The following is a 24,126-nucleotide window of genomic DNA, read 5'->3' as shown; positions in this document are numbered from 1 at the left end:
GTAAGAAGAGGGGCGCCCACCAGGCGCCCTTTTTTTATGGGCGCCGGATGGGCTATCCTCGGGCTCTCCCGCGCCGCCGTTAGAGCCGGGTGTAGAGCAGGGAATCACCGATGATCACCAGTAAGCTGCCGAATGTCGGCATCACTATCTTCACTCAGATGTCTCAGCTCGCGGCGCAAACCGGGGCGATCAACCTGTCCCAGGGTTTTCCCGATTTCGATGCCCCGCAAGCCCTATGCGATGCGGTCGGTCGGCACATTGCCAATGGCCACAACCAATATTCACCGATGACCGGCCTGCCGGCGCTGCGTCAGCAGATTTCGTCGAAGATCGCCCGCACCTACGGCGTCAGCGTGGATGCCGACCATGAAGTGACGGTCACTCCCGGTGCAACTCAAGCGATCTTCTGTGCGATTCAAGCGGTTATCCACAGCGGCGATGAAGTGATCGTGTTCGATCCGTGCTACGACAGCTACGAGCCTTCGGTGGAGCTGGCCGGTGGTCGTTGCGTGCATGTGCAACTCGGTCTGAATGATTTCTCCATCGACTTTGAGAAACTCGCCGAAGCGATTACACCGCGCACCCGGATGATCGTGCTCAACGCTCCGCATAACCCAAGTGGTGCGCTGATCAGCCGTGCCGAGCTGGATCAGTTGGCGGCATTGATTCGGGATCGCGACATCTACATCGTCAGCGACGAAGTCTACGAACACCTGGTCTTCGACGGCGTGCCTCACGTCAGCGTGCTGAATCACGAAGAGCTGTATCAGCGTGCCTTCGTGGTCAGTTCCTTCGGCAAGACCTATCACGTCACTGGCTGGAAAACCGGCTACGTGGTCGCCCCGCCGGCGCTCACCACCGAGCTGCGCAAGGTGCACCAGTACGTCAGTTTCTGCGGCGTGACCCCGCTGCAATACGCCTTGGCCGACTTCATGGCCGAACATCCTGAACACGTCGAAGAACTGCCGGGTTTCTACCAGGCCAAGCGCGATCTGTTCTGCGATCTGCTTGCGCCGTCGCGTTTCAGCTTCACGCGCGTGACCGGCACGTATTTCCAGTTGGTCGATTATTCGCAGATTCGCCCAGACCTCAATGACGTCGAGATGGCGCTGTGGATGACCCGTGAGCATGGCGTGGCGAGCATCCCGATTTCTGTGTTCTACCAGACACCACCTGAAGGCCAGCGCCTGGTGCGCTTGTGTTTCGCCAAACGCGAGGAGACGTTGCGTGAAGCAGCGGCAAAACTATGCGTGATCTGAGTGCGCTGCCCAATCTGAACATCGCGCTGATCCAGACCACCCTGGCCTGGCACGACCGTCAGGCCAACCTGGAGCATTTCGAGCAATTGCTTGAGCAGGCTCGCGGGGCGGATCTGATCATTCTGCCGGAGATGTTCACCACCGGTTTTTCCATGGAATCGCAGACCCTCGCCGAAGCGGAAAACGGTCCGACCAGCAAATGGCTGCGCGTCCAGGCGGCGAAACTCGATGCGGTGATTACCGGCAGCGTCATCGTCCAGGCCGCCGATGGCAGCCACCGCAATCGACTGTTGTGGGCGCGGCCGGAAGGGGAAGTCTGGCACTACGACAAGCGTCACCTGTTCCGCATGGCCGGCGAGCACAACCATTACACACCGGGCGAGCGCCAGGTGCAGTTCGAGCTCAAGGGCTGGCGAGTGCGACCGCTGATTTGCTATGACTTGCGTTTCCCGGTCTGGAGCCGCGATGCACAGGACACCGACTTGCTGCTCTACACCGCCAACTGGCCCGGAGCGCGCCGTCAGCACTGGAACCGTTTGCTGCCAGCGCGGGCGATTGAAAACCTCTGCTACGTGGCGGCGGTGAATCGTATCGGTACCGACGGCAAAGGCTTTGCCTACACCGGTGATAGCCAGGTGCTGGATTTCCAGGGTGAAACATTGCTCAGTGCCGGTGAAGCCGATGGCGTGTTTCAGGTGGTATTGAATGCTGCGGACCTTCAGGCCTACCGCACGCGCTTCCCAGCCAATCTGGATGCCGACACGTTCGAGTTCACCTGATATCTCGGCAGCCTGAGCCGGCCTCATCGCGAGCAGGCTCACTCCCACAGTGGATCGCGTGAATAGAGATTTTGTGTGCACCCGAAGCCTCCTGTGGGAGTGAGCCTGCTCGCGATGAGGCCATGACAGGCACCATAAAAATGCCAGGCAAACAAAAGGCCCCGAGGTTCTCACCCCGGGGCCTTTTGCATTGCATCGCAGACTTACGCCGCTTTTGCTTCCGGCTGGCTCAGGGAGCGGTTCAGCGCGCTGAACAGGGCCTTGAAGCTCGCGGTAGTGATGTTTTCATCGATACCGACACCATGCACCGCACGCTCACCGTTCACACGCAGTTCAATGTAGGCCGCCGCCTTGGCATTGGTGCCCGCGCCGATCGCGTGTTCGTTGTAGTCCATGATTTCCACCGGAATCGGCAGGCCGGCCACCAGGGCTTCCAGCGCGCCGTTGCCCTTGCCGCGCCAGTGCAGGTTGGTTTCGCCCTGGCCTTTGCCCGAGACTTCCACTTCCACGGCACTGTGACCGTTTTCTTCCTGCAGGCGATGGCTGACCAGCGCATACGGGGTGTTGGCCTGCAAATACTCGCTGTGCAGCAAGGCGTGGATCTGTTGGGCGGTCATCTCCAGACCGAGGCGATCGGTTTCACGCTGTACAACCTGGCTGAACTCGATCTGCATGCGACGCGGCAAGCTGATGCCGTATTCCTGTTCCAGCAAGTAGGCGATACCACCCTTGCCCGATTGGCTGTTGACGCGGATCACCGCCTCGTAGCTGCGGCCGATGTCGGCCGGGTCGATCGGCAAGTACGGCACTTCCCACAGGGCGTCCGGTTTTTGCTGGGCGAAGCCCTTGCGGATCGCATCCTGGTGGGAGCCGGAGAACGCGGTGTGAACCAGGTCGCCGACGTACGGGTGACGCGGATGCACCTGGATCTGGTTGCACTCTTCAACGACCTTGCGCACGCCGTCGATGTCGGAGAAGTCCAGCTCAGGGTGAATGCCCTGGGTGTAGAGGTTCAACGCCACGGTCACGAGATCGACGTTACCGGTACGCTCGCCGTTGCCGAACAGGCAGCCTTCGACACGGTCGGCGCCGGCCATCAGGCCCAGTTCGGTGGCCGCAACGCCCGTGCCTCGGTCGTTGTGGGTGTGCAGGCTGATGATCACGCTGTCACGACGGTTGATGTGACGGCCGAACCATTCGATCTGGTCGGCATAGATGTTCGGGGTCGCGCATTCGACGGTGGCTGGCAGGTTGAGAATCACCTTGTGCTCAGGCGTCGGGTTCCAGACTTCAATGACCGCGTCGCAGACTTCCTTGGCGAATTCCAGTTCGGTCGCGCTGAAGGTTTCCGGCGAGTATTCGAAGGTCCACTGGGTGTTCGGCTGCTGGGCGGCGTATTTTACGAACAGCTTGGCCGCGTTCACGGCGATGGCCTTGACCCCTTCCTTGTCCTGGTTGAAGACAATGCGGCGGAAGGACGGGGAGGTCGCGTTGTACAAGTGAACGATGGCTTTCTTCGCCCCGCGCAGGGATTCGAAGGTTCGCTCGATCAAGTCTTCACGGCCCTGGGTCAACACCTGAATGGTGGTGTCGTCCGGGATGTGGTTGCCTTCGATCAGGGTGCGCACGAAGTCGAAGTCGGTCTGCGAAGCGGCCGGGAACGACGCTTCGATCTCTTTCACACCGACCTGCACCAGGGTCTTCCAGAAACGCAGTTTCTTGACCGCGTCCATTGGCTCGATCAGCGACTGGTTGCCGTCACGAAGGTCGGAGCTGCACCAGATCGGCGCTGCGGTGATGGTCTTCGATGGCCAGGTGCGGTCCGGGATATCGATGGTCGGGAACGCGCGGTATTTCGAAGACGGGTCTTTGAGCATGCTCATCGGGAAATCCTTATTGTGTGGGCCGAAAAAAGGCGGCCTGCCGGTGGATCAAATGTTCTTGGGGAAAAGCGTGGGGCGAGGCACCGCGATTCAGCCTGGCAGTCGTGCACTGACGAGGCACAGGCTGCGGTGCTGGCGAAGCTGAATGAGGGTGTGAGAGGTTTTCATGCCTTCAACCCTAACCGCCGTGGTTGAGGATGGCAAGCAGTCGAAAAAAATTGAGAGGAATACCCGAAAAAGCGAAATTGTCGCGATTTTATTGTTCTAAATGACGGTGTTTGTCTGGATGCTTGCCCTAGGTTCCAGCGATGCGCAATCGAAGACTTTAGCTGATGGGCCGTATCAGCGCAGCTATTCTTAAAGCCTCAACAGGTCGACCGGCACGCAGGAGTCAGCCATGAACGAGTCGGATTGGAAGCTTTATAGTGCGTTGCGCCCGAAGGCGCATGAACGGATGTGTGTTCGGATCATGGAGGAGGTCGAGCGTACGGTTCTGGACAGAAGCCAAGCGCCTTATGATCGGATCGAAGCCAGCGAAGAACTGCTGAAGGCCGGGCAAAAGGAGCTGTATTGGGCGTTTGGCGTTTTCCGGTTTTCACGCCATGAGGCCCAATCTCACTTACTGGGATTGTGCGCCCGCGAGTTGATCACGGCTGAAGAATTGGCTGGCTTCTCGCAAGACACTCAAACATGGATCAACCATTGTCTGGCGGACCGGGAGGTCCATGGGATTGAGGACCTGGATGCTGAATAAGCGGCGGCAGTAATGGCCTCTTCGCGAGCAGGCCAGTCGCCTCAAAGAAGATTCAGGGTTGGAAAGCACCGATAAAAATCGCCGGATCCACCCGCGCATCATTCAGGCTGACGTTCCAGTGCATATGCGGCCCGGTCGCCCGCCCGGTGGCGCCGACTTTCCCGACCACACCGCCGCGAGCCAGTTGCTGCCCGACCTTCACATCAATCTTCGACATATGGCAGAACATGCTGATAAAGCCCTGCCCATGATCGACAAACACCGTATTGCCATTGAAGAAGTAGTTGCCGATCAGGATCACCTTGCCCGCCGCCGGGGTCTTGATCGGTGTGCCGGCGCCCACGGCGAAATCCAGGCCTGAGTGGGGGTTGCGCTCTTCGCCATTAAAGAACCGGCGCACACCGAACTTGCTCGACAGCGGCCCGTTGACCGGTTTGTCCAGCAGCAGGTTGCTCGGGGTGTTCGGACTGAACGTGCGGTAGGCGGCGATTTGCTCGGCCAGTTCGCGCTCGATGCGCTTGAGATTGTCCGGGTCTGGATTGACCTGTTGGGTGTTTTTCAAGGTGATGCGCTGTTCCGGGTATTTCTTGTTGCCGACCGTGAAATTCAAATTACGACCGCCGCTGCTGATCGACTGGGCGCCCGGCTTGACGGTCAATGGCACGCCGACAATCGCCAGCCAGTTGCTCTGTTCCTTGACCACCAGCACCGGCTTGCCTTGGTAACTGGCTTTTGGCGCCTGGGCCGAAGCCCCCAGATCTACGACGGCAACGCCACCCGGCACCGGTTTGTTCAGCAGGCGGGCGATGTAACTGTCGGCGTGGGCGTTGAAGGTCAGGCACAGCAACAACAGCGGAGCTAAAAAACGCGGCATGGATCAATCCAGTAAAGAAAGGGTGACAGGCGTCAGGTGATTGTCTTCGACCCGAACGTGCAGCTCGCCGTCGCCCAGTTTGGCTTTCAGGCGCTGACCGGTGTGGGTTTGCTCGGCGCTGCGGATCGCGTTGCCGCGCTCATCCAGCAGAATGCTGTAGCCACGGGCGAGGGTTGCCAGCGGGCTGACCACTTGCAGCGTCTGCACCTGACTTTGCAGTTGCAGGCGACGGGATTTGAGCCCTTCGCGCATGGCCCGCGGCAGGCGCTCGGCGAAGCTGTCCAGGCGCTGACGGAGCATTGCCAGTTGCCGTCCCGGATGTTGCCCGGCGAGGCGGGTTTCCAGGCGGATCAGTCGTTCGCGGCGGGTGTTGAGGCTGCGTTCGAAAGCGCGGCGCATGCGCATGTCCAGGTCGTCCAGGCGTTGCGCTTGCTGCCGCAGACGTTCGCCGGGGTGGCGCAGGCGACGGGACATGCCTTCCAGGCGCAGCCGGTCGCGCATCAAGCGGTCGCGGATGCGCATCACCAGGCGCCGGTGCAGGCTTTCGACCCGGCGCACCAGGTCGCTGGAATCCGGTGCGAGCAATTCAGCGGCGGCGGAGGGCGTCGGGGCGCGGACGTCGGCGACGAAGTCACTGATCGAGACGTCGGTTTCATGGCCGACGGCGCTGACAATCGGTGTCACGCAGGCATCCACGGCGCGGGCTACGGCTTCTTCGTTGAAACACCAGAGGTCTTCCAGCGAGCCGCCGCCACGGGCGAGGATCAGCGCATCGAAACCGCGACCGTCCGCCAGTTTCAGCGCGCGGACGATCTGCTCGGTCGCCTCGCGGCCCTGTACGGCGGTCGGGATCAGCGTCAGCTGGACCTGCGGTGCGCGGCGGCGAAAGACACTGATGATGTCGCGAATCACCGCGCCAGTCGGCGAACTGATAATGCCGATACGCTGCGGATGCGCCGGCAACGGCACTTTGCGCTCGGCGCTGAACAGGCCTTCGGCGCTGAGTTTTTCCTTCAGTGCATCGAAAGCCAGACGCAGCGCACCGTCACCGGCCGGCTCCACGGTGTCGAGAATCAGCTGATAGTCGCCACGTCCCTCGAACAGCGAAACCTTGCCGCGCACCTTGACCGCCAAGCCGTCCTTCAGCGCTTGGCGAACCCGCGCCGCGTTCTGCCGAAACAGCGCGCAACGCACCTGGGCGCCGCTGTCCTTGAGGGTGAAATACACATGGCCGGACGCCGGTCGGGCGAGGTTGGAGATTTCGCCTTCGACCCAGATGTTGCTGAACACGTCTTCGAGCAACACCCGCGCGCGGCCGTTGAGCTGGCTGACAGTCAGGACTTCACGGTCCAGACCGAGTCTTGCAAAGGGATCTTTAATCATGGGGCGCAGTTTAAAGGCATTCGCATGCGAATCTCCATCAGCCAACGCAAATCCCTAGTGGGAGCGGGCTTGCTCGCGAAGGCGGATTAACATTCAACATTGATGTCGACTGACACACCGCCTTCGCGAGCAAGCCCGCTCCCACAGGGATCTGTGCTGGTTTTGATGAAGTGTTGGACCAGCGTCGTGGGATTCTGCCGGCAGGCCAGGGCGACGGTGCTGTGGCAATCCGGGTCGGCCAGGGGCAGAAAGTGGATGTCGGGCGGCGCGATGTCCTGCATCGATTCCGGTAGCAGAGCAATGCCGAACCCGGCCTGAATCAGTTGAAGTTGCGTGGTTTTGCGCGACACCACCCGCGCCGCTTTCGGGAAAAATCCTTGGCGCATGCACAACTCGGCGGACAGGTAACTCAACCCGCCACGCTGCGGATGAGGAATAGAGATAAACGCTTCATCCTTTAACTGCGCCAGATCGATGCCTTGCCCTGAGTTATCCACAGCCAGTCGATGATTCGGCGGCACCGCCAGCAACAAACGCTCGCTATATAAAGGAACAATCTGCACGCCTTCACGCTGGCGCAGCACCGGCAAACGCAGCAGTCCGACGTCCAGCCGATTGTCAGCCAGCGCTTCAAGTTGCGCTTCGGAAGACAGCTTGGAGATTTCCATGGACACACCGACATGTTGGTCCAGATAGTCGCTGATGCCTCGCAGCAGGCGTCCGCTCATGGGCACGGTGCTGGAATGGCTGAGGCGCAAGGTGCCGAGCTCTCCATTGCCGACCTGAGTGGCCATGTCGCTGGCCTTGGCCAGTTCGTTCAGCAGGTTTCTGGCCCGGGGCAAGAAGGCTTCACCGGCCGCTGTCAGTCGGGGCTGGCGTGCGGTGCGTTCGAACAATAACGTTTGCAACCGGGTTTCCATGTCCTTGATTTGCCGGCTCAGGGCCGACTGAGCAATGAACAGTCGTTCGGCCGCGGCGCTGAAACTCCCGCAGTCGGCGATTTCCACGAAGTAACGCAATTGGCGGGTTGAAAGCACCAGACATGCCTTTTTGAGATGGGTGGGTGGCTTTGAAGATATTAGTCGCAAGACTCGGCGCTGGCTAAAGTCGTCACAGGTATTCAAGGGAGCCGTGCAGATGAATGTGCTTGAGTTGTTGACCCAATGGCCATTCGGCGCCACGGATTGGCTGGTGATCGGATTGGGCATCGCGCTGGCCTATATCGTGTTTGGTATCGCCGGATTTGGCACCGCGTTGGTGGCGGGGCCGATTCTGATTCTGTTCATGCCGCTGTCGAAGATCGTGCCGTTGCTGGTGCTGCTGGATTTCGTCGCAGCCTTTGGCAATCTGCTGCCGTCGCGGCGGGATGTGGCAAAACCCGAGCTGCTGCGTCTGCTGCCCTGCATGGCCGTGGGCTGCACGTTGGGGGTGATCTTTCTGCTGAACCTTAAATCCGATGTGTTGTTGCTGTTGATGGGGCTGTTCATCAGCGCCTACGCGATTTACAGCCTGTGGGTCAAAACCCGCCCTACGCAATTGTCCGCCGGTTGGGCCGTGCCGATGGGCACGGTGGGCGGGCTGTTCGGAGCGTTGTTTGGCAGTGGCGGCTTTTTATATGCGATCTACTTGAACAGTCGCCTGCCCAAAGAGACGGCCCGGGCGACCCAGAGTGCGCTGATCAGTTGCAGCACCGTGGTGCGTTTGAGCCTGTTTGCCGTCGCGGGTGTCTATGCCGAGCTACCCTTATTGATATTGGCCGTGTGTTTGTTGCCGGCCATGGCATTGGGGCTGTGGATCGGCCGGTGGTTGACCATGAAATTGTCCCGCGAGGCGTTCGTGCGGCTGGTGACCTGGTTGGTGCTGGCGAGCGGGATTGCCTTGATCGGGCGTTATTTGAGCACTTGACCGGATTTCGTCAGGGATTAAGCTGCGGGCCGTTCCGACGCCTTCGCGGGCAAGCCTCGCTCCTACAGGATTTATGTCGTTCGCAACTTTTCCTGTAGGAGCGAGGCTTGCCCGCCAAGGCGTCAGTAAGAACACCGCAGAAACATCCAATTGACGCAGTAGGCTTGCACCATGAATTCGCAAAGCATCATCGTCCCGAAAATCTCCACGCTACCGGTGCACGAACCCCGGGCCCGGGCGGTTGTGCGCTGGCTGGTGCGCAAGAACATCATCAAGGAAGAGCTGACCACTTGCGGCCGCACCGGTAATCGCATGGCTCACGCTATTGGCGACGGTGCCCGCGCCGTGGTGTTGCATCCCGAAGCGCTGCCGTTCGGCGAGCCGATCAATGGCCTGGAGATCATCACCAAGCGCTGCATTTATACGCCGGCCAAGGGGTTTCTCGAGGAGGCGGGCTGCGCCGAGTGTCGCAAGGAAGTCGGCGAAGCACTGTTCGAAAGCCTGGAAGAGTGGATGCCGGGTCGCACCGATAACTTCACTTGCCCGGAATGCGGGCATGAAGACGACATCAACGGGTTTCTTTTCCTGCAGGAATGCGGTTTTTCCAACCTGGGGTTCATTTTCAACAACTGGGCCGAGGCCGGGTTCAAGCAGAGCTTTATCGATGAGTTTGCCGATTGGCTGGATCAGCCCGTCAGTTGGGTGAAAGTCGAGTTGTAGGAAGCGACAATCCCCGTATATCAGTAATGCTAATAATAGACAGAGTTTTACATTGAACCCGAGGGGGTGTCTGACTATAATGGCGCGCTTCCATTTTCCCGCTCGGGAGCCCCCGCGATGCTGCGTATCAGCCAAGAAGCTCTGACATTCGACGACATTCTCCTAGTGCCTGGTTATTCCGAGGTGCTTCCTAACGAAGTCAGTCTCAAGACCCGCCTAACCCGTGGCATCGAGCTGAATATTCCCCTGGTTTCTGCCGCCATGGACACCGTCACTGAAGCCCGTCTGGCAATCGCCATGGCTCAGGAAGGTGGCATCGGCATCATCCACAAGAACATGACCATCGAGCAGCAAGCTGCCGAAGTTCGCAAGGTCAAGCGTTACGAAGCCGGCGTGGTCAAGGACCCGATCACCATCGAGGCTGAAGCCACGGTTCGTGAACTGTTCGAACTGACCCGCATGCACAACATCTCCGGCGTTCCGGTTTTGCACAATGGCGACCTGGTCGGCATCGTCACTTCCCGTGACGTGCGTTTCGAAAATCGTCTGGAAGCCACTGTCCGCGAAGTGATGACGCCGAAAGAGCGCCTGGTCACGGTCAAGGAAGGCGCCGACAAGAACGACGTTCGCGAGCTGTTGCACAAACACCGCATCGAACGCGTGCTGATCGTCGACGACAAATTTGCCCTCAAAGGCATGATGACCGTCAACGACATCGAAAAAGCCAAGGCTTACCCGCTGGCCAGCAAGGACGATCAAGGTCGTCTGCGCGTTGGCGCTGCCGTCGGTACTGGTAAAGACACCGGTGACCGCGTCGCCGCCCTGGTCAATGCTGGCGTTGACGTGGTGGTGGTCGACACCGCACACGGTCACTCCAAAGGCGTGATCGACCGCGTTCGCTGGGTCAAACAGAATTTCCCTGAAGTGCAGGTCATCGGCGGCAACATCGCCACCGGCGCTGCCGCCAAGGCCCTGGCCGAAGCAGGCGCTGATGCGGTCAAGGTCGGTATCGGCCCTGGTTCGATCTGCACCACCCGTATCGTCGCCGGTGTCGGCGTCCCGCAAATCAGTGCCATCGCCAACGTCGCCGCTGCCCTTGAAGGCACTGGCGTTCCGTTGATCGCCGACGGCGGCATCCGTTTCTCCGGTGACCTGTCCAAGGCCATCGTTGCCGGTGCTTCCTGCGTGATGATGGGCTCGATGTTCGCCGGTACTGAAGAAGCGCCGGGCGAGATAGAACTGTTCCAGGGTCGTTCGTACAAGGCTTACCGCGGCATGGGTTCGCTGGGCGCCATGTCCCAGGCCCAGGGTTCCTCCGACCGTTACTTCCAGGACTCGTCCGCGGGTGCCGAGAAGCTGGTTCCGGAAGGCATCGAAGGGCGTGTTCCGTACAAGGGCAGCCTGAGCGCCATCATCCATCAACTGATGGGCGGCCTGCGTTCCTCGATGGGCTACACCGGCAGCGCCGACATCGAAGAAATGCGCACCAAGCCTGAGTTCGTGCGGATCACCGGCGCCGGCATGGCCGAGTCCCACGTTCACGACGTACAGATCACCAAAGAAGCGCCAAACTACCGCGTAGGTTGAGGCTTCAAGCAAACGTTAAGTAACCGGGGCTGTTTTATTCAGCCCCGAGTTGTTTCTGAATCACGACTGTTTCTGAATTACTAGACGAGACTGAATCATGGCCCTCGACATTCACGCTCACCGCATCCTGATCCTCGATTTCGGTTCCCAGTACACCCAGCTGATTGCCCGCCGCGTGCGTGAAATCGGCGTGTATTGCGAACTGCATCCGTTCGATATGGATGAAGACGCGATTCGCGAATTCGCTCCAAAAGGCGTCATTCTCGCCGGCGGCCCCGAGTCCGTGCACGAAGCCAACAGCCCTCGCTGCCCGCAAGCGGTGTTCGACCTGGGCGTACCGGTCTTCGGTATCTGCTACGGCATGCAGACCATGGCTGAACAGCTGGGTGGCAAGGTCGAAGGTTCCGAGCTGCGTGAGTTCGGTTATGCCCGCGTTGACGTGGTCGGCAAAAGCCGCCTGCTCGACGGCATCGAAGACCACATTGACGCTGACGGCCTGTTCGGCCTCGACGTGTGGATGAGCCACGGTGACAAAGTCACCAAGATGCCACAGGAATTCCACATCCTGGCCAGCACCCCGAGCTGCCCGATTGCCGGCATGTTCGACGATGCTCGCGGCTACTACGGCGTGCAATTCCACCCGGAAGTGACCCACACCAAGCAGGGCGGTCGCATCCTGTCGCGCTTCATCCTCGACATCTGCGGCTGCGAAGCGTTGTGGACGCCGTCGAAGATTGCTGAAGACGCCATCGCCAACATTCGCGCCCAGGTCGGCACCGATAACGTACTGCTCGGCCTGTCCGGCGGCGTTGACTCCTCGGTGGTTGCCGCGCTCCTGCACAAAGCCATCGGCGACCAGCTGACTTGCGTCTTCGTCGACAACGGTCTGCTGCGTCTGCACGAAGGCGAGCAAGTGATGGCCATGTTCGCCGAGAACATGGGCGTCAAGGTGATCCGCGCCAACGCTGAAGACCAGTTCCTGAACAACCTGGCCGGCGAGTCCGACCCAGAGAAAAAACGCAAGATCATCGGCCGTACCTTCATCGACGTCTTCGATGCCCAGTCCAACAAACTGGACAACATCAAGTACCTCGCCCAAGGCACCATCTACCCGGACGTGATCGAGTCGGCTGGCGCCAAAAGCGGCAAGGCTCACGTGATCAAGTCGCACCACAACGTGGGTGGCCTGCCGGAAGAAATGAACCTCAAGCTGGTTGAACCCCTGCGCGAGCTGTTCAAGGACGAAGTCCGTCGTCTGGGCCTGGAACTCGGCCTGCCGTACGACATGGTCTACCGTCACCCGTTCCCGGGCCCGGGCCTGGGCGTGCGCATCCTCGGTGAAGTGAAGAAGGAATACGCCGACCTGCTGCGTCGCGCCGACCACATCTTCATCGAAGAACTGCGCAAAGCCGACTGGTACCACAAAGTCAGCCAGGCCTTCGTGGTGTTCCAGCCAGTGAAATCGGTTGGCGTTGTGGGCGATGGTCGTCGTTACGCTTGGGTCGTGGCCCTGCGTGCGGTGGAAACCATCGACTTCATGACCGCGCGTTGGGCACACCTGCCTTACGAACTGCTGGAAACCGTCAGCGGCCGGATCATCAACGAAATCGAAGGCATCTCCCGCGTCACCTACGACGTGTCGAGCAAGCCGCCAGCGACGATTGAGTGGGAATGATCCCGGTTTCAACTGATCGTCCGTAACACCTGAAAGGCCCCGTGAGCGCAAGTTCACGGGGCCTTTTTGCGATCAGGCCACTGCAGCGGGCAGGCGCCCTTCAAGGGTCAGGCCCATGCGGTTGAGTGCGTGGACAAGGTTGATCAGATTCGCGTAGTTGATCTGATGCACGGCAGTCCAGGCAGGACGGTTAATCAGAAAGCCGCCATCCATCGTTCGCTCAATCATCGTTCGCACAATCTGGTTGGTCCGGCTGCGATGAATCAGCGTCAACGTGTCCTCCGAATTTTCAATGGTGAACATGCCTTGGCGGAACAGCAGCTGATTGATTTGCTCGGGCGATCGCTGAATGACCTGAGTCGGCATCTGCAGGCTGATGTCGGCATACAGGATGTCGACATTGCCACTCATCTGGGGCGCGGCCTCTGTAACTTCACGGCCGACTTCGATGCCATGGTCGATGTCGAGGTGCAGACTCTGTTCAGGGCCCACTTCTTCGATGCGTAGACCGATACCTCCCTCGGTTTCGCTGATGCCGGCCATTCCCCTGAACGTGTTTGTACTCTCCTGGTCGGTGAGCACCACCCATTTGCCGCCGCCATTGCGGGCTTGAGAGGCCTGCATGATGGTATGGGTGAAGTAGGTCCTGACAGATTGCCGTGAGATGGCGCGGAAGTTCGGGTCTGTGTAGCGATAGCTGGCCAGGCAATCGGTGGCCTGGATTCGAATGCCGTTCTGTTGGGCCGTCTTGACGACTTCAAGGGGGGTGAACTGTCCCGCAGGATCGCCTGGCAGTTTTTGCAGGTACTTCTCCAGCATGCCATGCATGTCGCCGGTTTCGGCGAAGTCGTTCAGGTCGACTTGATTGAAGTCGTTGAGCAGGCGATGCATGTAGATCGTCTTGACGCCTTGTTTCGCCAGCGTCGGCATGTTTTCGATCAGGAACCGCATGCTGGCAATGCGATCCTGACTTTCACCGACTACAAGGCCGGGCGCCGAGTTGAATATGTCCTCGATGAGTTCTGTAACGGTGGTGGAGGGTGTGATGACGGGCTGAACCGGCCGAGCGGGCAACGAGGCAAAAAAGTCCTTCGGGATCTGGAATCCGATTGCATCCCTGATCAGGACCGCTCGACGCCCGGCGACATACTCTTCATAGGGGGTGATCCCTGTGATGCCCCTGCCGGGCGTGGCGACGACTTTTATATGGGTTTCGGGCTTTCCCAGGGCCAGAAAGTTCAGCGAACGTCCATTCGGGGCGTCGTATCTCGTCAAATGCCTGAAAAAATCAGACCTTGGCCGGGCATGAGTCGTCGGCCTGGAAGGACCGGGAGCGGGAGCGGGCTTGCTGAGGCCTTTCCCGCCGCCTTTCAATCCGGCTTTCGGCGCCAGCTCCCATTCGCCCTCGCCATTCAGGCGCACAGGAATTGATCCCGTGGAGGCATGCGGGTTGGCCGGGTCAATGATCGCCCACGTACCGCTACCATTGAGGTCGGCTTCGTAGCGAACGTAGTAAGCCTGATCGTTCATCATGATGGCGGTGGAAGGGTTTGAGTCCAGCGAGTAGATACCCCAAAATTTTCCGTTCGTGGCCACAGGGTAGTTTTCGAGGATTTCATTGCATTGCCAGTGCTCTGGCACTTCAAAAGCTTCCGCGGTTTCATCTGGCAGGGTAGGCAACACACCCGGTTGCAGGGGGCCTTCCTCTGATTCTGCGGACGCCTGAAGGTCTTGCGTGGCGACGGTTTCTTCCGGATCGATCGTCTTGTACAAATCCGCCATCTCGGCTGCGTCAGCCGCCTCAGCGGCGGCCCCGGCTTCATCCAATACGTTGACCTCCTTGAGCAGCGGAATATTGAACAGGGCATTGATGCCATCGAGCACCGCACCGATGACGCCGGCCTTGCGCTGCGCCGCCGTTTTGCCATTGACCGCCTTGTCGATGTTCAAGCCCATCGCGGCGATGCTGGCGCCGATCACCGGCAACGCGATTGGCCAACCCAGAACCGCCAAGGGGCCAAAAACATGCAGGCCGGCAGACAGGTAACCCAGCCAAAGTTGTTTGCGCATTTCTCCGTGGGTCACCAGCGTCAGATCCGCCTCTTCCAGCATCGTGCTCTGGACCGCCCGGCTTTGCCAGGTGAAGGCATCGCCGCTGATTGTGATGTTTTTCTGGTTGATCAAGTGGTGGTCGTATTTTCCCCAGGTGCCGACCAGCTGGTTCATCAGCGGGGTGATGTTGTCGTGGACTTCCTTGCGTACCGACAGCGGGAAATGAGTCATGAACTCGGTGCGTGGCTGCTCTTCATTCATTTGCAGCAACATCCACCAGTGCATGTCCGTCAGTGTCGGATGCACGTGGAAGGCCTTTGCGGCGCCGGGAACGTAAGTGATCTGCCGACCGTTGCGGTCAACGATGCGCAGAATATCGGTGGCGACATGCCCTGCAACATCCAGCGCGCAGACACGAAGATCCTCAGGCGAAGTGGTTTGGGCCCGCAGCGTCGCCAGGGAGATTGGCCAGGCCGCGCCACCGGCGACGGCCCTTACGACCGTCTGGAAATCCGCCTCTTCCAGTTGACCGTTTTGCCGCGCCTCGACGGCTTTGCTGAGGTAGTTGGATTTGGCCAGGGTCCGGAAGTCATCGAAATGAGTTGCCCAGAACGTGTTCAGTTTATTCAGGTAGCGTTCACTGAGGTTCATGTCCCACAGGTCCGTGAGGACCTTGCTGGGGTACATCCGCACTTCGTTGGTTTCATTGAAGATGCTGGCGCTTGCATCTGCCGTGTAAAACCCGCCGTTACTGTTCAGTTCGAGGGCGTCGTCTTGGTCGGTGACGCGGTATCCCTGGATGACCAGTTGCGTCAGGGTCAATGATTCACAGGGTTTGGGGGCGTGCTCCCAACTCAGAAAGGCCTTGGTACTGCTGGCCGAGACGTTATCGAACCGGTGCCACCAGACCTGATCCGGGTCCATGCCGGTGATACCGTGTTTTTGCAGGATTTCGCTGGCGACCGCGTGGGCTTCTTCCTTCAAGCCCGGGCAGGCTGTCACAACGACGGGGGCAATCGTTTTCAGCTGCTCCTTGTCGGCAGCATTGGGTAACGCTTCGGTACTCTGATCAACAGGCATGCTCTCGCTCCTTGAGAAATGGGCCATGAGGATGACCTGTTTGCTCAAGGCAAGTGCACTACATAGTTATGCCCACATGCCTTTCGTGACCGTGTAGGGTCAGCGCCGTGCCACATCCGAAAAGTAGAACTTGTCGAGGGTATGCCTTGATTCGGTGTACTCGAACTGCCGACCGTCCTGCAGGAAAGTCTGGTTGCTGACCACGATCACATGGCTCTGGCCGTCGAGGTCCAGGTGATGTTGGTCGTCCTTGCTGCGGGGGACCGCTTCGATGGTGCGCTGGGCGTAGGCGATTTGCAGTTGCAGGGTCTGTTCGATGAAGGCGTAGATCGACTGCTCGGCGATGTCGCGGGACAAACCGGGAATCACGTCGCTGACGAAATGGTTGATGTCGAGGATCACGCGTTTGCCGTCGATCCGCCGCACGCGCTTGATCCGCGTGATCAGGCTGCCTTCTTCAGCCTTGATGTGCTCGAGCAAATGGCCCGCGAGGGGGATTTGTGTGAATTCGACCACCTCAGTGCTGACATCGTTACCCAGGCGCGGATAGGTCTCCTGGAAGCTGACGATGCCGCCCAACTGGAATTCGATCGGGTTGGTGGAGAGCACGAAAGTGCCTTTACCGTGGACTTTCTGGGCGAATCCGCGCTCCTGCAATTGCTCGATGGCCCTGCGCACGGTGCCGCGGCTGGCCTGATAGCTGTCCATCAATTCGGTTTCGGAAGGCAACCGTGCGCCGCGTTCCAGACGTTCGGTCGTGATGCTGGCAAGCAGATCGCTGTAGATCTGGTTGTATTTACTCATGGGGATGGCTCTGTGCCGCGAGGTACTCAAGGTTTCGAACCTTAAGGGCAGGGTAGGGGTTTGTCCATGCGGCTTTGGGTTTCATCGTTTCGTGAGGTAGGAAAAATCGCCAACTACACAGTTCGGAATAAACAAAATCAAACTCGTCTGTACGAGTTGTTGCTTTAACTCGTACAGACGAGTACTTTTCGCTTCGGCGTGCTGCCAAAAACAAAAAACTACAGCGGAAGAAAAGCATGAGCCACGACTATCCGAACATCGCCAGCGAGCTGCTGCAAAGCCTCGGTGGCAGCGATAATCTCGAGCAGGCTGCGCACTGCGTCACACGCCTGCGCCTGGCCCTCAAGGACCCAAGCCTGGTCGACAGCGCCACGCTGAATCAGGTTGATCTTGTGAAAGGCTCATTCTTCACCGGTGGCCTGTTCCAGGTGGTCATCGGCCCCGGCGAGGTTGAAAAGGTGTACGCCGAACTGCGCCGTCAAACGGGTCTCGCCGCTTCAACCATCGCCGACGTTAAACAAAAAAGTGCCGACAAGATAAACGCCATGCAGCGTCTGGTGCGGGTGTTTTCCGACGTGTTCATGCCGATCCTGCCGGCGTTGATCATTGCGGGGTTGTTGATGGGCATCAACAACCTGATCGGTGCGAAAGGCATGTTCATCGAAGGCCAGACCCTGCTGGACGCCTACCCGAAACTCGACGGGCTCTGGAGCCTGATCAACCTGATGGCCAACACGTCTTTCGTGTTTCTCCCGGCGCTGGTGGGCTGGTCGGCGGCCAAGCGGTTCGGTGGCAGCGAAATCCTCGGCATCGTGCTCGGCCTGATGCTGGTTCACCCGGACCTGCTCAACGCCTGGAACTACGGCAAAGCGGTTGCCGGGCTGGACGGTCAGAGCCTGCCGTACTTCGACATTCTCGGGCTGTTCCAGATCGAGAAGGTGGGTTACCAGGGACAAATCCTGCCGATCCTGCTGGCGGCCTATGTGATGAGCGTCATCGAGAAGTGGCTGCGGGCGCGGGTGCCGAACGCCGTGCAGTTGCTGGTGGTGCCGATTACCACCATCGTTGTCACTGGCGTGTTGGCGTTGGCCGTGATCGGCCCGGTGACCCGGCATCTGGGGATTCTCATCACCGAAGGCGTGGTCATGCTGTTTGACCTCGCGCCGATGGTAGGCGGGGCGATTTTCGGGCTGCTCTACGCGCCGCTGGTGATCACCGGCATGCACCACATGTTCCTCGCGGTCGACTTGCAGCTGATTTCCACCCAGGGCGGCACGTTCATCTGGCCGATGATCGTCATGTCCAACCTCGCCCAGGGCAGCGCGGCACTGGCGGTGTTCTACATGACCCGCAATGTGCGAGACAAAAGCATGGCCTCGACCTCGGCGATTTCCGCCTATTTCGGCATCACCGAGCCGGCCATGTTCGGGGTCAACCTGCGCTACAAGTTTCCGTTCTATGCGGCCCTGTGTGGCTCTGCCCTGGGTTGCATCTTCCTGTCGCTGAACAAGGTCCAGGCCTCAGCCATCGGTGTCGGTGGCTTGCCCGGTTTCATCTCGATCATTCCGCAGTTCATCCCGGTGTTCGTGATCGGGATGGTCATTGCCATGGTCGTGCCGTTTGTTCTGACCTGCGGGTTGAGCATGAAGATTGTCCGGCCGGGGTATCGGGTCGCTTGATAGATCGCATTCGCGGGCAAGCCTCGCTCCTACAGGTTACGCATTCCAATGTAGGAGCGAGGCTTGCCCGCGAAGGGGCCATAACGGTCACCGCATCAATTAATGGAAGGAATAGCGCCATGCAAGACTGGCAACGTTCGGTGATCTACCAGATCTACCCGAAGAGTTTTCACAGCCACGCCGGCAATCCCACGGGTGATTTGCTGGGTGTCGTGGCCAAGCTCGATTACCTGCAATGGCTGGGTGTCGATTGCCTGTGGATCACGCCGTTCCTGCGTTCGCCCCAGCGCGACAACGGTTATGACATCAGCGATTACTACGCCATCGACCCGAGCTACGGGACCATGGCCGATTGCGAGTTGCTGATTGCCGAGGCGGGCAAGCGCGGGATCAAGCTGATGCTCGATATCGTGGTCAACCACACCTCGATCGAACACAGCTGGTTCCAGCAGGCCCGCAGCAGCCTCGACAACCCGTACCGCGACTTCTATATCTGGCGCGATCAGCCGAACAACTGGGAATCCAAGTTCGGTGGTTCCGCCTGGGAATACGAGGCGCAGACCGGTCAGTACTTCCTGCACCTGTTTGATCACACCCAGGCCGACCTGAATTGGGACAACCCGAAGGTGCGCGCCGAAGTCTTCAAAATGATGCGTTTCTGGCGCGATAAAGGCGTGGGTGGTTTCCGTCTGGATGTGATCAACCTGATCTCCAAACCGGCGGACTTCCCTGAAGACAATACCGACGGTCGACGCTTCTACACCGACGGCCCGAACGTGCATGAGTACTTGCAGCAAATGCACCGCGAAGTCTTCGAAGGTCACGACCTGATCAACGTCGGCGAGATGTCCTCCACCAGCCTGGAACATTGCATTCGCTACTCGAAACCGGAATCGAAAGAACTGTCGATGACCTTCAACTTCCATCACCTGAAGGTCGATTACCCGAACCTGCAGAAGTGGATTCGTGCCGACTTCGACTTCCTGGAACTCAAGCGCATCCTCTCGGACTGGCAGACCGGCATGCAGGCTGGCGGTGGCTGGAACGCACTGTTCTGGTGTAACCACGACCAACCGCGAGTGGTCTCGCGTTTTGGCCATGACGGTGAGCATCGCGTGGTGTCGGCGAAGATGCTTGGTACCGCGCTGCACTTCCTTCAGGGCACACCGTTTGTGTATCAGGGCGAAGAGCTGGGCATGACCAATCCGGGGTTTGATCACATCGATCAGTACCGCGATGTCGAAACGCTGAACATCTTCCGCCTCAAGCGTGAAGCCGGTGCGACCGATGCCGACAACATGGCAGCAATCATGCAGAAATCCCGGGACAACGGCCGTACACCGATGCACTGGAACGCCGAGCCGAATGCAGGGTTCAGCGCCGCAGAACCCTGGATTGGCGTGCCGGCGAACGCGGCGCAGATCAACGTAGCCACCCAGCTCGACGACCCGGACTCAGTGCTGCATCACTACCGTCAGTTGATTGCCCTGCGTCGCAGCGAAGCGCTGATGTCCGATGGCGTCTATCGGCAACTGCTGCCGGAGCACCCGCAAATCTGGGCGTATGTGCGTGAAGGTCATGGCGAACGTTTGCTGGTACTGAACAACTTCTATGGCACGCCGTGCGACATCGAACTGCCCGATGACGTGTTCAGCGCAGCAGTGACTCAACGTTTGGTCATCAGCAATTACCCGGACTGTCCGCCGCCAAACCGGCAGATTTCTTTAAGGCCCTATGAGTCGTTCGTTTTGCACCTGACCGACTGACCGACCACTAAAAACACCGACGTTAAACAACACGCAGAACGCTGCGCGGGGGAGTTTTGCGCGCCGATTTTGTGGAACGACACAATAAAAATAATGGGGTGGTTCTTGAAAACAACACTAAATCGCAGCCTTGCCGCCGCGAGCGTATGCCTGGCGTTGCCTTTGTCGGCGCAGGCCCTGGAGTTCGGCGGTTACCTGCGTAGCGGCGTCGGGACATCGGTCAACAGTGGTAAGCAGCAGTGTTTTCAACTGCCCGGAGCGCAGACCAAATACCGCTTGGGCAACGAATGCGAGCAGTACGCCGAACTCGAACTGCGCCAGGACCTCTACACCCTGGACGACGGTTCGGTGCTGAGTGTCGACGGCATGGCGTCGCTGTATAACCAGTACGACAAGGACCTGACGTTCAACGGCGATAATGGCTCGGTGCGCATGCCGCAGATGTACGCGCAGTGGTCGAACATGCCCAATCTCAACGGCGGCTCGCTGTGGGCCGGTCGGCGTTACTACAAGCGGAACGACATCCACATCTCCGACTTCTACTACTGGAACCAGAGCGCCACGGGCGGTGGTATCGAGGACGTGCTGATTGGCGATTTGAAGTACAGCTATGCTTTTTCGCGCAAAGACAACCTGTATCAGAAGGACTACATCAACCGTCACGATTTCAACGTCGCCGGTTTCCACACCAACCCCGGTGGTGAGCTGGAACTCGGGCTGAGCTACATCGACAAACCCGACAGCCGCGACGCACACCGGGGCTGGGCAATCACCGCACAGCATGTGCAAAAAGGTTTTCTGGGTGGCAAGAACAAACTGGCCTTCCAGTACGGCGAAGGCCCGGGCACTGGATTGGGGTATACCGGTAACGTAAAGCTGGACGACAGCAACAAAAGCTACCGGGTGGTGGAGTTCTTCGACTGGCAAGTGACGCCACGGTTTGGCGGGCAAGTCGAGGCGGTTTACCAGAAAGACATTCGCCCGGACGGGGCTGATCAGAACTGGATTTCCTTGGGGATTCGCCCGACTTACGCGCTCACCGAGCAGTTCAAATTGGTGACCGAACTGGGGCACGATCAGGTCGAAGCCTCGGGCGGCACGCGCAAGCTGAGCAAGTTCACCTTCGCCCCGACATGGTCGCCCAAAGGCCCGGAATTCTGGGCACGGCCCGAGGTGCGTCTGTATTACACCTATGCCAGCTGGAACGAAGCGGCAAAGCGGGCGGCCAATGAGCTGGCGGCGGGTTCGGCGTTGTCCGATACCGGCGCCTTCGGCACGGCAAGGCACGGTGCGAATGTCGGATTGCAGGTCGAGTATTGGTGGAAATAAGCGATGCTGTCGGAGCCTCGCGCTCCATCGGCACTTCAAAGAACAAAACAGCAGGTGACGTCATGGCCACACCCCAACAATTGCAGCTGCACGCCCCCCTGTCCGGCGTATTGGTGCCACTGGACCTCGTGCCCGATCCGGTGTTTTCCAGCCGGGTCATCGGCGATGGCCTGTGCATCGATCCGTCTTCAACAACCTTGTGCGCGCCGCTGGCCGGAGTTGTCAGCAATGTGCAGGCCAGTGGGCATGCCGTCAGCATCACCGACGAAAAGGGCGTGCAGGTGTTGATGCACATCGGCCTCGACACGGTGAACCTGACGGGAAAGGGGTTTACGCGGCTGGTGGAGGAGGGCCAGCAGGTTGACGTTGGGCAGGCGCTGATCGAGTTCGATGCCGATTTTGTTGCATTGAATGCCCGCAGCCTGCTGACGTTGATGCTGGTGGTCAGTGGAGAACCGTTCACCTGGCTGACGCCGGAAACGGGCCTGGTAGAAAGTGGCCAGCCGCTACTGAGCCTGAACCTTGTCAAGCAGACAACCGATACGCCGCTAACGGAAGCGGACGAAGCGCTGTTTTCCAAACCGGTGACACTGGCCAACCCTAACGGCTTGCACGCCCGCCCGGCCGCGGTGTTTGCTCAGGCGGCCAAAGCTTTTTCGGCGAGCATTTCCCTGCATAAAAAGCAGGAGACTGCGAACGCGAAATCCCTGGTGGCGATCATGGCGTTGCAGACGGCGCACGGTGACGTCATGCAGGTCAGTGCGGCCGGCCCGGACGCAGACGCGGCGATCAAGACGCTGACCGAACTGCTACTGACTGGATGCGGTGAAGTGGTCGGGGGCCCGGTGCTAATTGAGGTGAATGCGCTCGAGGCTTCATCGCTGACGGTGCTGCGCGGAGTTTGTGCATCGCCCGGGTCGGCGTTTGGCCAAGTAGTGCAGATAGCCGAGCAAAAACTGGAAGTGAATGAACTCGGCGCTACACCGCAGGTGGAACGCGATCATCTGTCTCGCGCCCTGGCCGAGGGGCTGGAGGCTCTGCAACAGTTGCGAGACAACGCCACGGGCGACGCGCAGGCCGACATCTTCAAGGCGCATCAGGAGCTGCTCGAAGACCCGGGTTTGCTGGAAGTAGCTCACGTGCTGATCGATGAAGGCAAAAGCGCCGGGTTCGCCTGGCGCGCGGCCACCGAGTCGGCAGCCTCCTTGTTCAAAAGCCTGGGCAACGCCCTGCTCGCGGAGCGGGCGGCGGACCTCGCCGATGTTAGCCAGCGGGTGCTCAAATTGATCCTCGGTGTACGGGATCAGGCGATGGAGCTGCCTGAAGGGGCGATCCTGATCGCCGAACAACTGACGCCGTCGCAGACTGCCGGGCTCGATACCCGCAAGGTACTGGGTTTCGCCACGGTCGGCGGCGGCGCCACCAGCCATGTCGCGATCCTCGCCCGGGCGTTCGGTTTGCCGGCGATCTGCGGGCTGCCGGTTCAAGTGCTGGCGCTGGTCAACGGAACCCAGGTGTTGCTCGATGCTGACAAGGGCGAATTGCAGCTGGATCCGGATCTGCAGGCCATCGAACAGCTGCAAGCCAGGCGCCAGCTTCAACAGCAACGCCGGCAGCATGAGTTGGCGCACGCAACGTTGGCCGCCTGCACCCGCGACGGTCACCATGTTGAAGTGACGGCCAACATCGCTTCGCTGGCAGAAGCCGAGCAAGCCATGGCACTGGGAGGCGAGGGCGTCGGTTTGCTTCGTTCGGAGTTTCTCTATCTGGATCGCAACCATGCGCCGAGCCATGACGAGCAGGCGTCCACCTACAGCGCCATCGCCAAGGCACTCGGGCCGACGCGCAATCTAGTGGTGCGCACCCTGGACGTCGGCGGCGACAAACCCCTGGCCTACGTGCCGATGGACAGCGAAACCAACCCCTTCCTCGGCATGCGCGGGATTCGTTTGTGCCTGGAGCGCCCGCAGCTGTTGCGCGATCAGTTCAAGGCCATCCTTGGCAGTGCCGGGCTGGCTCGCCTGCACATCATGCTGCCGATGGTTACGCAGCTGTCGGAGTTGCGTCTGGCCCGCCAGCTGCTCGAAGAAGAGGCGCTGGTTTTGGGCCTCACGGAACTGCCCAAGCTGGGCATCATGATCGAAGTCCCGGCGGCGGCACTAATGGCGGACCTGTTTGCGCCCGAGGTGGACTTCTTCTCTATCGGCACCAACGATCTCACGCAATACACCCTGGCCATGGACCGCGATCACCCGCGTCTGGCCAGTCAGGCCGACAGCTTTCATCCGGCGGTGCTGCGCCTGATTGCCAGCACCGTAAAGGCCGCGCACGCCCACGGCAAATGGGTCGGTGTGTGCGGCGCCATGGCCTCCGAGACACTGGCCGTGCCGCTGTTGCTGGGGCTTGGGGTGGATGAACTGTCGGTGAGCGTGCCGTTGATTCCGGCGATCAAGGCAGCGGTTCGTGAGCTGGACCTGGTGGACTGCCAGGCCATCGCCGAGCAAGTGCTGGGCCTGGAAAGTGCCGGACAGGTGCGCGAGGCGTTGCGGCTGTATCACGAGGCGACGGTTGATACTTCACTGGTTCTGGAGAACTGA

General features: G+C 59.7%; 17 protein-coding genes. 11 read left to right on the top strand and 6 right to left on the bottom strand.

Annotated elements, in window-relative coordinates:
- Nucleotides 1-110 precede the first annotated feature (110 nt).
- Nucleotides 111-1,259: a pyridoxal phosphate-dependent aminotransferase gene (locus ACA051_RS23910; protein WP_497372183.1), complete on the top strand. Its 1,149-nt coding sequence runs from the start codon at nucleotides 111-113 to the stop codon at nucleotides 1,257-1,259.
- Nucleotides 1,247-2,038 (top strand): amidohydrolase, encoded by a 792-nt coding sequence (locus tag ACA051_RS23905; RefSeq protein ID WP_497372181.1) that lies wholly within the window; start codon nucleotides 1,247-1,249, stop codon nucleotides 2,036-2,038. The genes ACA051_RS23910 and ACA051_RS23905 overlap by 13 nt, the downstream gene beginning before the upstream one ends.
- 203 nt (nucleotides 2,039-2,241) lie before the next feature.
- On the opposite strand, the gene leuA is transcribed toward ACA051_RS23905, so the two are convergent.
- A complete protein-coding gene (gene leuA / locus ACA051_RS23900) occupies nucleotides 2,242-3,921 on the bottom strand; it encodes a 2-isopropylmalate synthase (RefSeq protein ID WP_497305223.1) in 1,680 nt (559 codons plus the stop codon).
- A gap of 397 nt (nucleotides 3,922-4,318) precedes the next feature.
- On the opposite strand from leuA, the gene ACA051_RS23895 reads away from it, so the two are divergent.
- On the top strand, nucleotides 4,319-4,675 hold the full coding sequence (locus ACA051_RS23895) for a hypothetical protein (RefSeq protein WP_497305221.1): 357 nt from the start codon (nucleotides 4,319-4,321) through the stop codon (nucleotides 4,673-4,675).
- A 52-nt stretch (nucleotides 4,676-4,727) separates the two neighbouring features.
- Here ACA051_RS23895 and ACA051_RS23890 read toward each other — a convergent pair whose 3' ends face one another.
- The 3 genes from ACA051_RS23890 to ACA051_RS23880 all read right to left on the bottom strand — a co-directional run bounded on the left by ACA051_RS23890 (nucleotide 4,728) and on the right by ACA051_RS23880 (nucleotide 7,969).
- Nucleotides 4,728-5,549, bottom strand: coding sequence for a peptidoglycan DD-metalloendopeptidase family protein (locus ACA051_RS23890; protein WP_497372179.1), 822 nt, complete (start codon nucleotides 5,547-5,549; stop codon nucleotides 4,728-4,730).
- Between the two features lie 3 nt (nucleotides 5,550-5,552).
- Nucleotides 5,553-6,932 (bottom strand): exodeoxyribonuclease VII large subunit, encoded by a 1,380-nt coding sequence (gene xseA / locus ACA051_RS23885; RefSeq protein ID WP_497305218.1) that lies wholly within the window; start codon nucleotides 6,930-6,932, stop codon nucleotides 5,553-5,555.
- A gap of 86 nt (nucleotides 6,933-7,018) precedes the next feature.
- Nucleotides 7,019-7,969 carry a LysR family transcriptional regulator gene (locus tag ACA051_RS23880; protein WP_497305216.1) on the bottom strand — a complete coding sequence of 317 codons (951 nt, stop codon included), beginning with the start codon at nucleotides 7,967-7,969 and terminating at the stop codon, nucleotides 7,019-7,021.
- 100 nt (nucleotides 7,970-8,069) lie between these two features.
- Here ACA051_RS23880 and ACA051_RS23875 point away from each other — a divergent pair, with 100 nt between their 5' ends.
- From ACA051_RS23875 to guaA, 4 genes are all read left to right on the top strand, one after another.
- Nucleotides 8,070-8,837, top strand: coding sequence for a sulfite exporter TauE/SafE family protein (locus tag ACA051_RS23875; protein WP_497305214.1), 768 nt, complete (start codon nucleotides 8,070-8,072; stop codon nucleotides 8,835-8,837).
- Between the two features lie 171 nt (nucleotides 8,838-9,008).
- Complete coding sequence (locus tag ACA051_RS23870) at nucleotides 9,009-9,557, top strand: sugar ABC transporter ATPase (protein ID WP_462046887.1); 549 nt, start codon at nucleotides 9,009-9,011, stop codon at nucleotides 9,555-9,557.
- 117 nt (nucleotides 9,558-9,674) lie between these two features.
- On the top strand, nucleotides 9,675-11,144 hold the full coding sequence (gene guaB, locus ACA051_RS23865; protein WP_150633824.1) for an IMP dehydrogenase: 1,470 nt from the start codon (nucleotides 9,675-9,677) through the stop codon (nucleotides 11,142-11,144).
- A gap of 97 nt (nucleotides 11,145-11,241) precedes the next feature.
- A complete protein-coding gene (guaA, locus tag ACA051_RS23860; protein WP_046054681.1) occupies nucleotides 11,242-12,819 on the top strand; it encodes a glutamine-hydrolyzing GMP synthase in 1,578 nt (525 codons plus the stop codon).
- 72 nt (nucleotides 12,820-12,891) lie between these two features.
- Here guaA and ACA051_RS23855 read toward each other — a convergent pair whose 3' ends face one another.
- Complete coding sequence (locus ACA051_RS23855) at nucleotides 12,892-15,951, bottom strand: membrane-targeted effector domain-containing toxin (protein ID WP_497372177.1); 3,060 nt, start codon at nucleotides 15,949-15,951, stop codon at nucleotides 12,892-12,894.
- A gap of 99 nt (nucleotides 15,952-16,050) precedes the next feature.
- Nucleotides 16,051-16,755 (bottom strand): trehalose operon repressor, encoded by a 705-nt coding sequence (treR, locus tag ACA051_RS23850; RefSeq protein ID WP_497372175.1) that lies wholly within the window; start codon nucleotides 16,753-16,755, stop codon nucleotides 16,051-16,053.
- A gap of 236 nt (nucleotides 16,756-16,991) precedes the next feature.
- Between treR and treP the strand changes: the two genes are divergently transcribed.
- From treP to ptsP, 4 genes are all read left to right on the top strand, one after another.
- Nucleotides 16,992-18,434: a PTS system trehalose-specific EIIBC component gene (gene treP, locus ACA051_RS23845; RefSeq protein ID WP_497305211.1), complete on the top strand. Its 1,443-nt coding sequence runs from the start codon at nucleotides 16,992-16,994 to the stop codon at nucleotides 18,432-18,434.
- 119 nt (nucleotides 18,435-18,553) lie between these two features.
- Nucleotides 18,554-20,200: an alpha,alpha-phosphotrehalase gene (treC, locus tag ACA051_RS23840; protein WP_497372173.1), complete on the top strand. Its 1,647-nt coding sequence runs from the start codon at nucleotides 18,554-18,556 to the stop codon at nucleotides 20,198-20,200.
- Between the two features lie 105 nt (nucleotides 20,201-20,305).
- Entirely contained in the window at nucleotides 20,306-21,529 is a 1,224-nt protein-coding gene (locus tag ACA051_RS23835; protein WP_497305208.1) for a maltoporin, read from the top strand.
- Nucleotides 21,530-21,591: 62 nt separating this feature from the next.
- Nucleotides 21,592-24,126, top strand: coding sequence for a phosphoenolpyruvate--protein phosphotransferase (gene ptsP, locus ACA051_RS23830; RefSeq protein WP_497372171.1), 2,535 nt, complete (start codon nucleotides 21,592-21,594; stop codon nucleotides 24,124-24,126).

Source organism: Pseudomonas sp. LBUM1669 (assembly GCF_059695705.1).
This window is presented reverse-complemented; position numbering and strand designations above follow the sequence as displayed.

Bases quoted from the DNA above. Each gene is read 5' to 3' on its own strand.
- ACA051_RS23910 (WP_497372183.1), top strand. From the start codon at position 111: ATGATCACCAGTAAGCTGCCGAATGTCGGCATCACTATCTTCACTCAG.
- ACA051_RS23905 (WP_497372181.1), top strand. From the start codon at position 1,247: ATGCGTGATCTGAGTGCGCTGCCCAATCTGAACATCGCGCTGATCCAG.
- leuA (WP_497305223.1), bottom strand. From the start codon at position 3,921: ATGAGCATGCTCAAAGACCCGTCTTCGAAATACCGCGCGTTCCCGACC.
- ACA051_RS23895 (WP_497305221.1), top strand. From the start codon at position 4,319: ATGAACGAGTCGGATTGGAAGCTTTATAGTGCGTTGCGCCCGAAGGCG.
- ACA051_RS23890 (WP_497372179.1), bottom strand. From the start codon at position 5,549: ATGCCGCGTTTTTTAGCTCCGCTGTTGTTGCTGTGCCTGACCTTCAAC.
- xseA (WP_497305218.1), bottom strand. From the start codon at position 6,932: ATGATTAAAGATCCCTTTGCAAGACTCGGTCTGGACCGTGAAGTCCTG.
- ACA051_RS23875 (WP_497305214.1), top strand. From the start codon at position 8,070: ATGAATGTGCTTGAGTTGTTGACCCAATGGCCATTCGGCGCCACGGAT.
- ACA051_RS23870 (WP_462046887.1), top strand. From the start codon at position 9,009: ATGAATTCGCAAAGCATCATCGTCCCGAAAATCTCCACGCTACCGGTG.
- guaB (WP_150633824.1), top strand. From the start codon at position 9,675: ATGCTGCGTATCAGCCAAGAAGCTCTGACATTCGACGACATTCTCCTA.
- guaA (WP_046054681.1), top strand. From the start codon at position 11,242: ATGGCCCTCGACATTCACGCTCACCGCATCCTGATCCTCGATTTCGGT.
- ACA051_RS23855 (WP_497372177.1), bottom strand. From the start codon at position 15,951: ATGCCTGTTGATCAGAGTACCGAAGCGTTACCCAATGCTGCCGACAAG.
- treR (WP_497372175.1), bottom strand. From the start codon at position 16,755: ATGAGTAAATACAACCAGATCTACAGCGATCTGCTTGCCAGCATCACG.
- treP (WP_497305211.1), top strand. From the start codon at position 16,992: ATGAGCCACGACTATCCGAACATCGCCAGCGAGCTGCTGCAAAGCCTC.
- treC (WP_497372173.1), top strand. From the start codon at position 18,554: ATGCAAGACTGGCAACGTTCGGTGATCTACCAGATCTACCCGAAGAGT.
- ptsP (WP_497372171.1), top strand. From the start codon at position 21,592: ATGGCCACACCCCAACAATTGCAGCTGCACGCCCCCCTGTCCGGCGTA.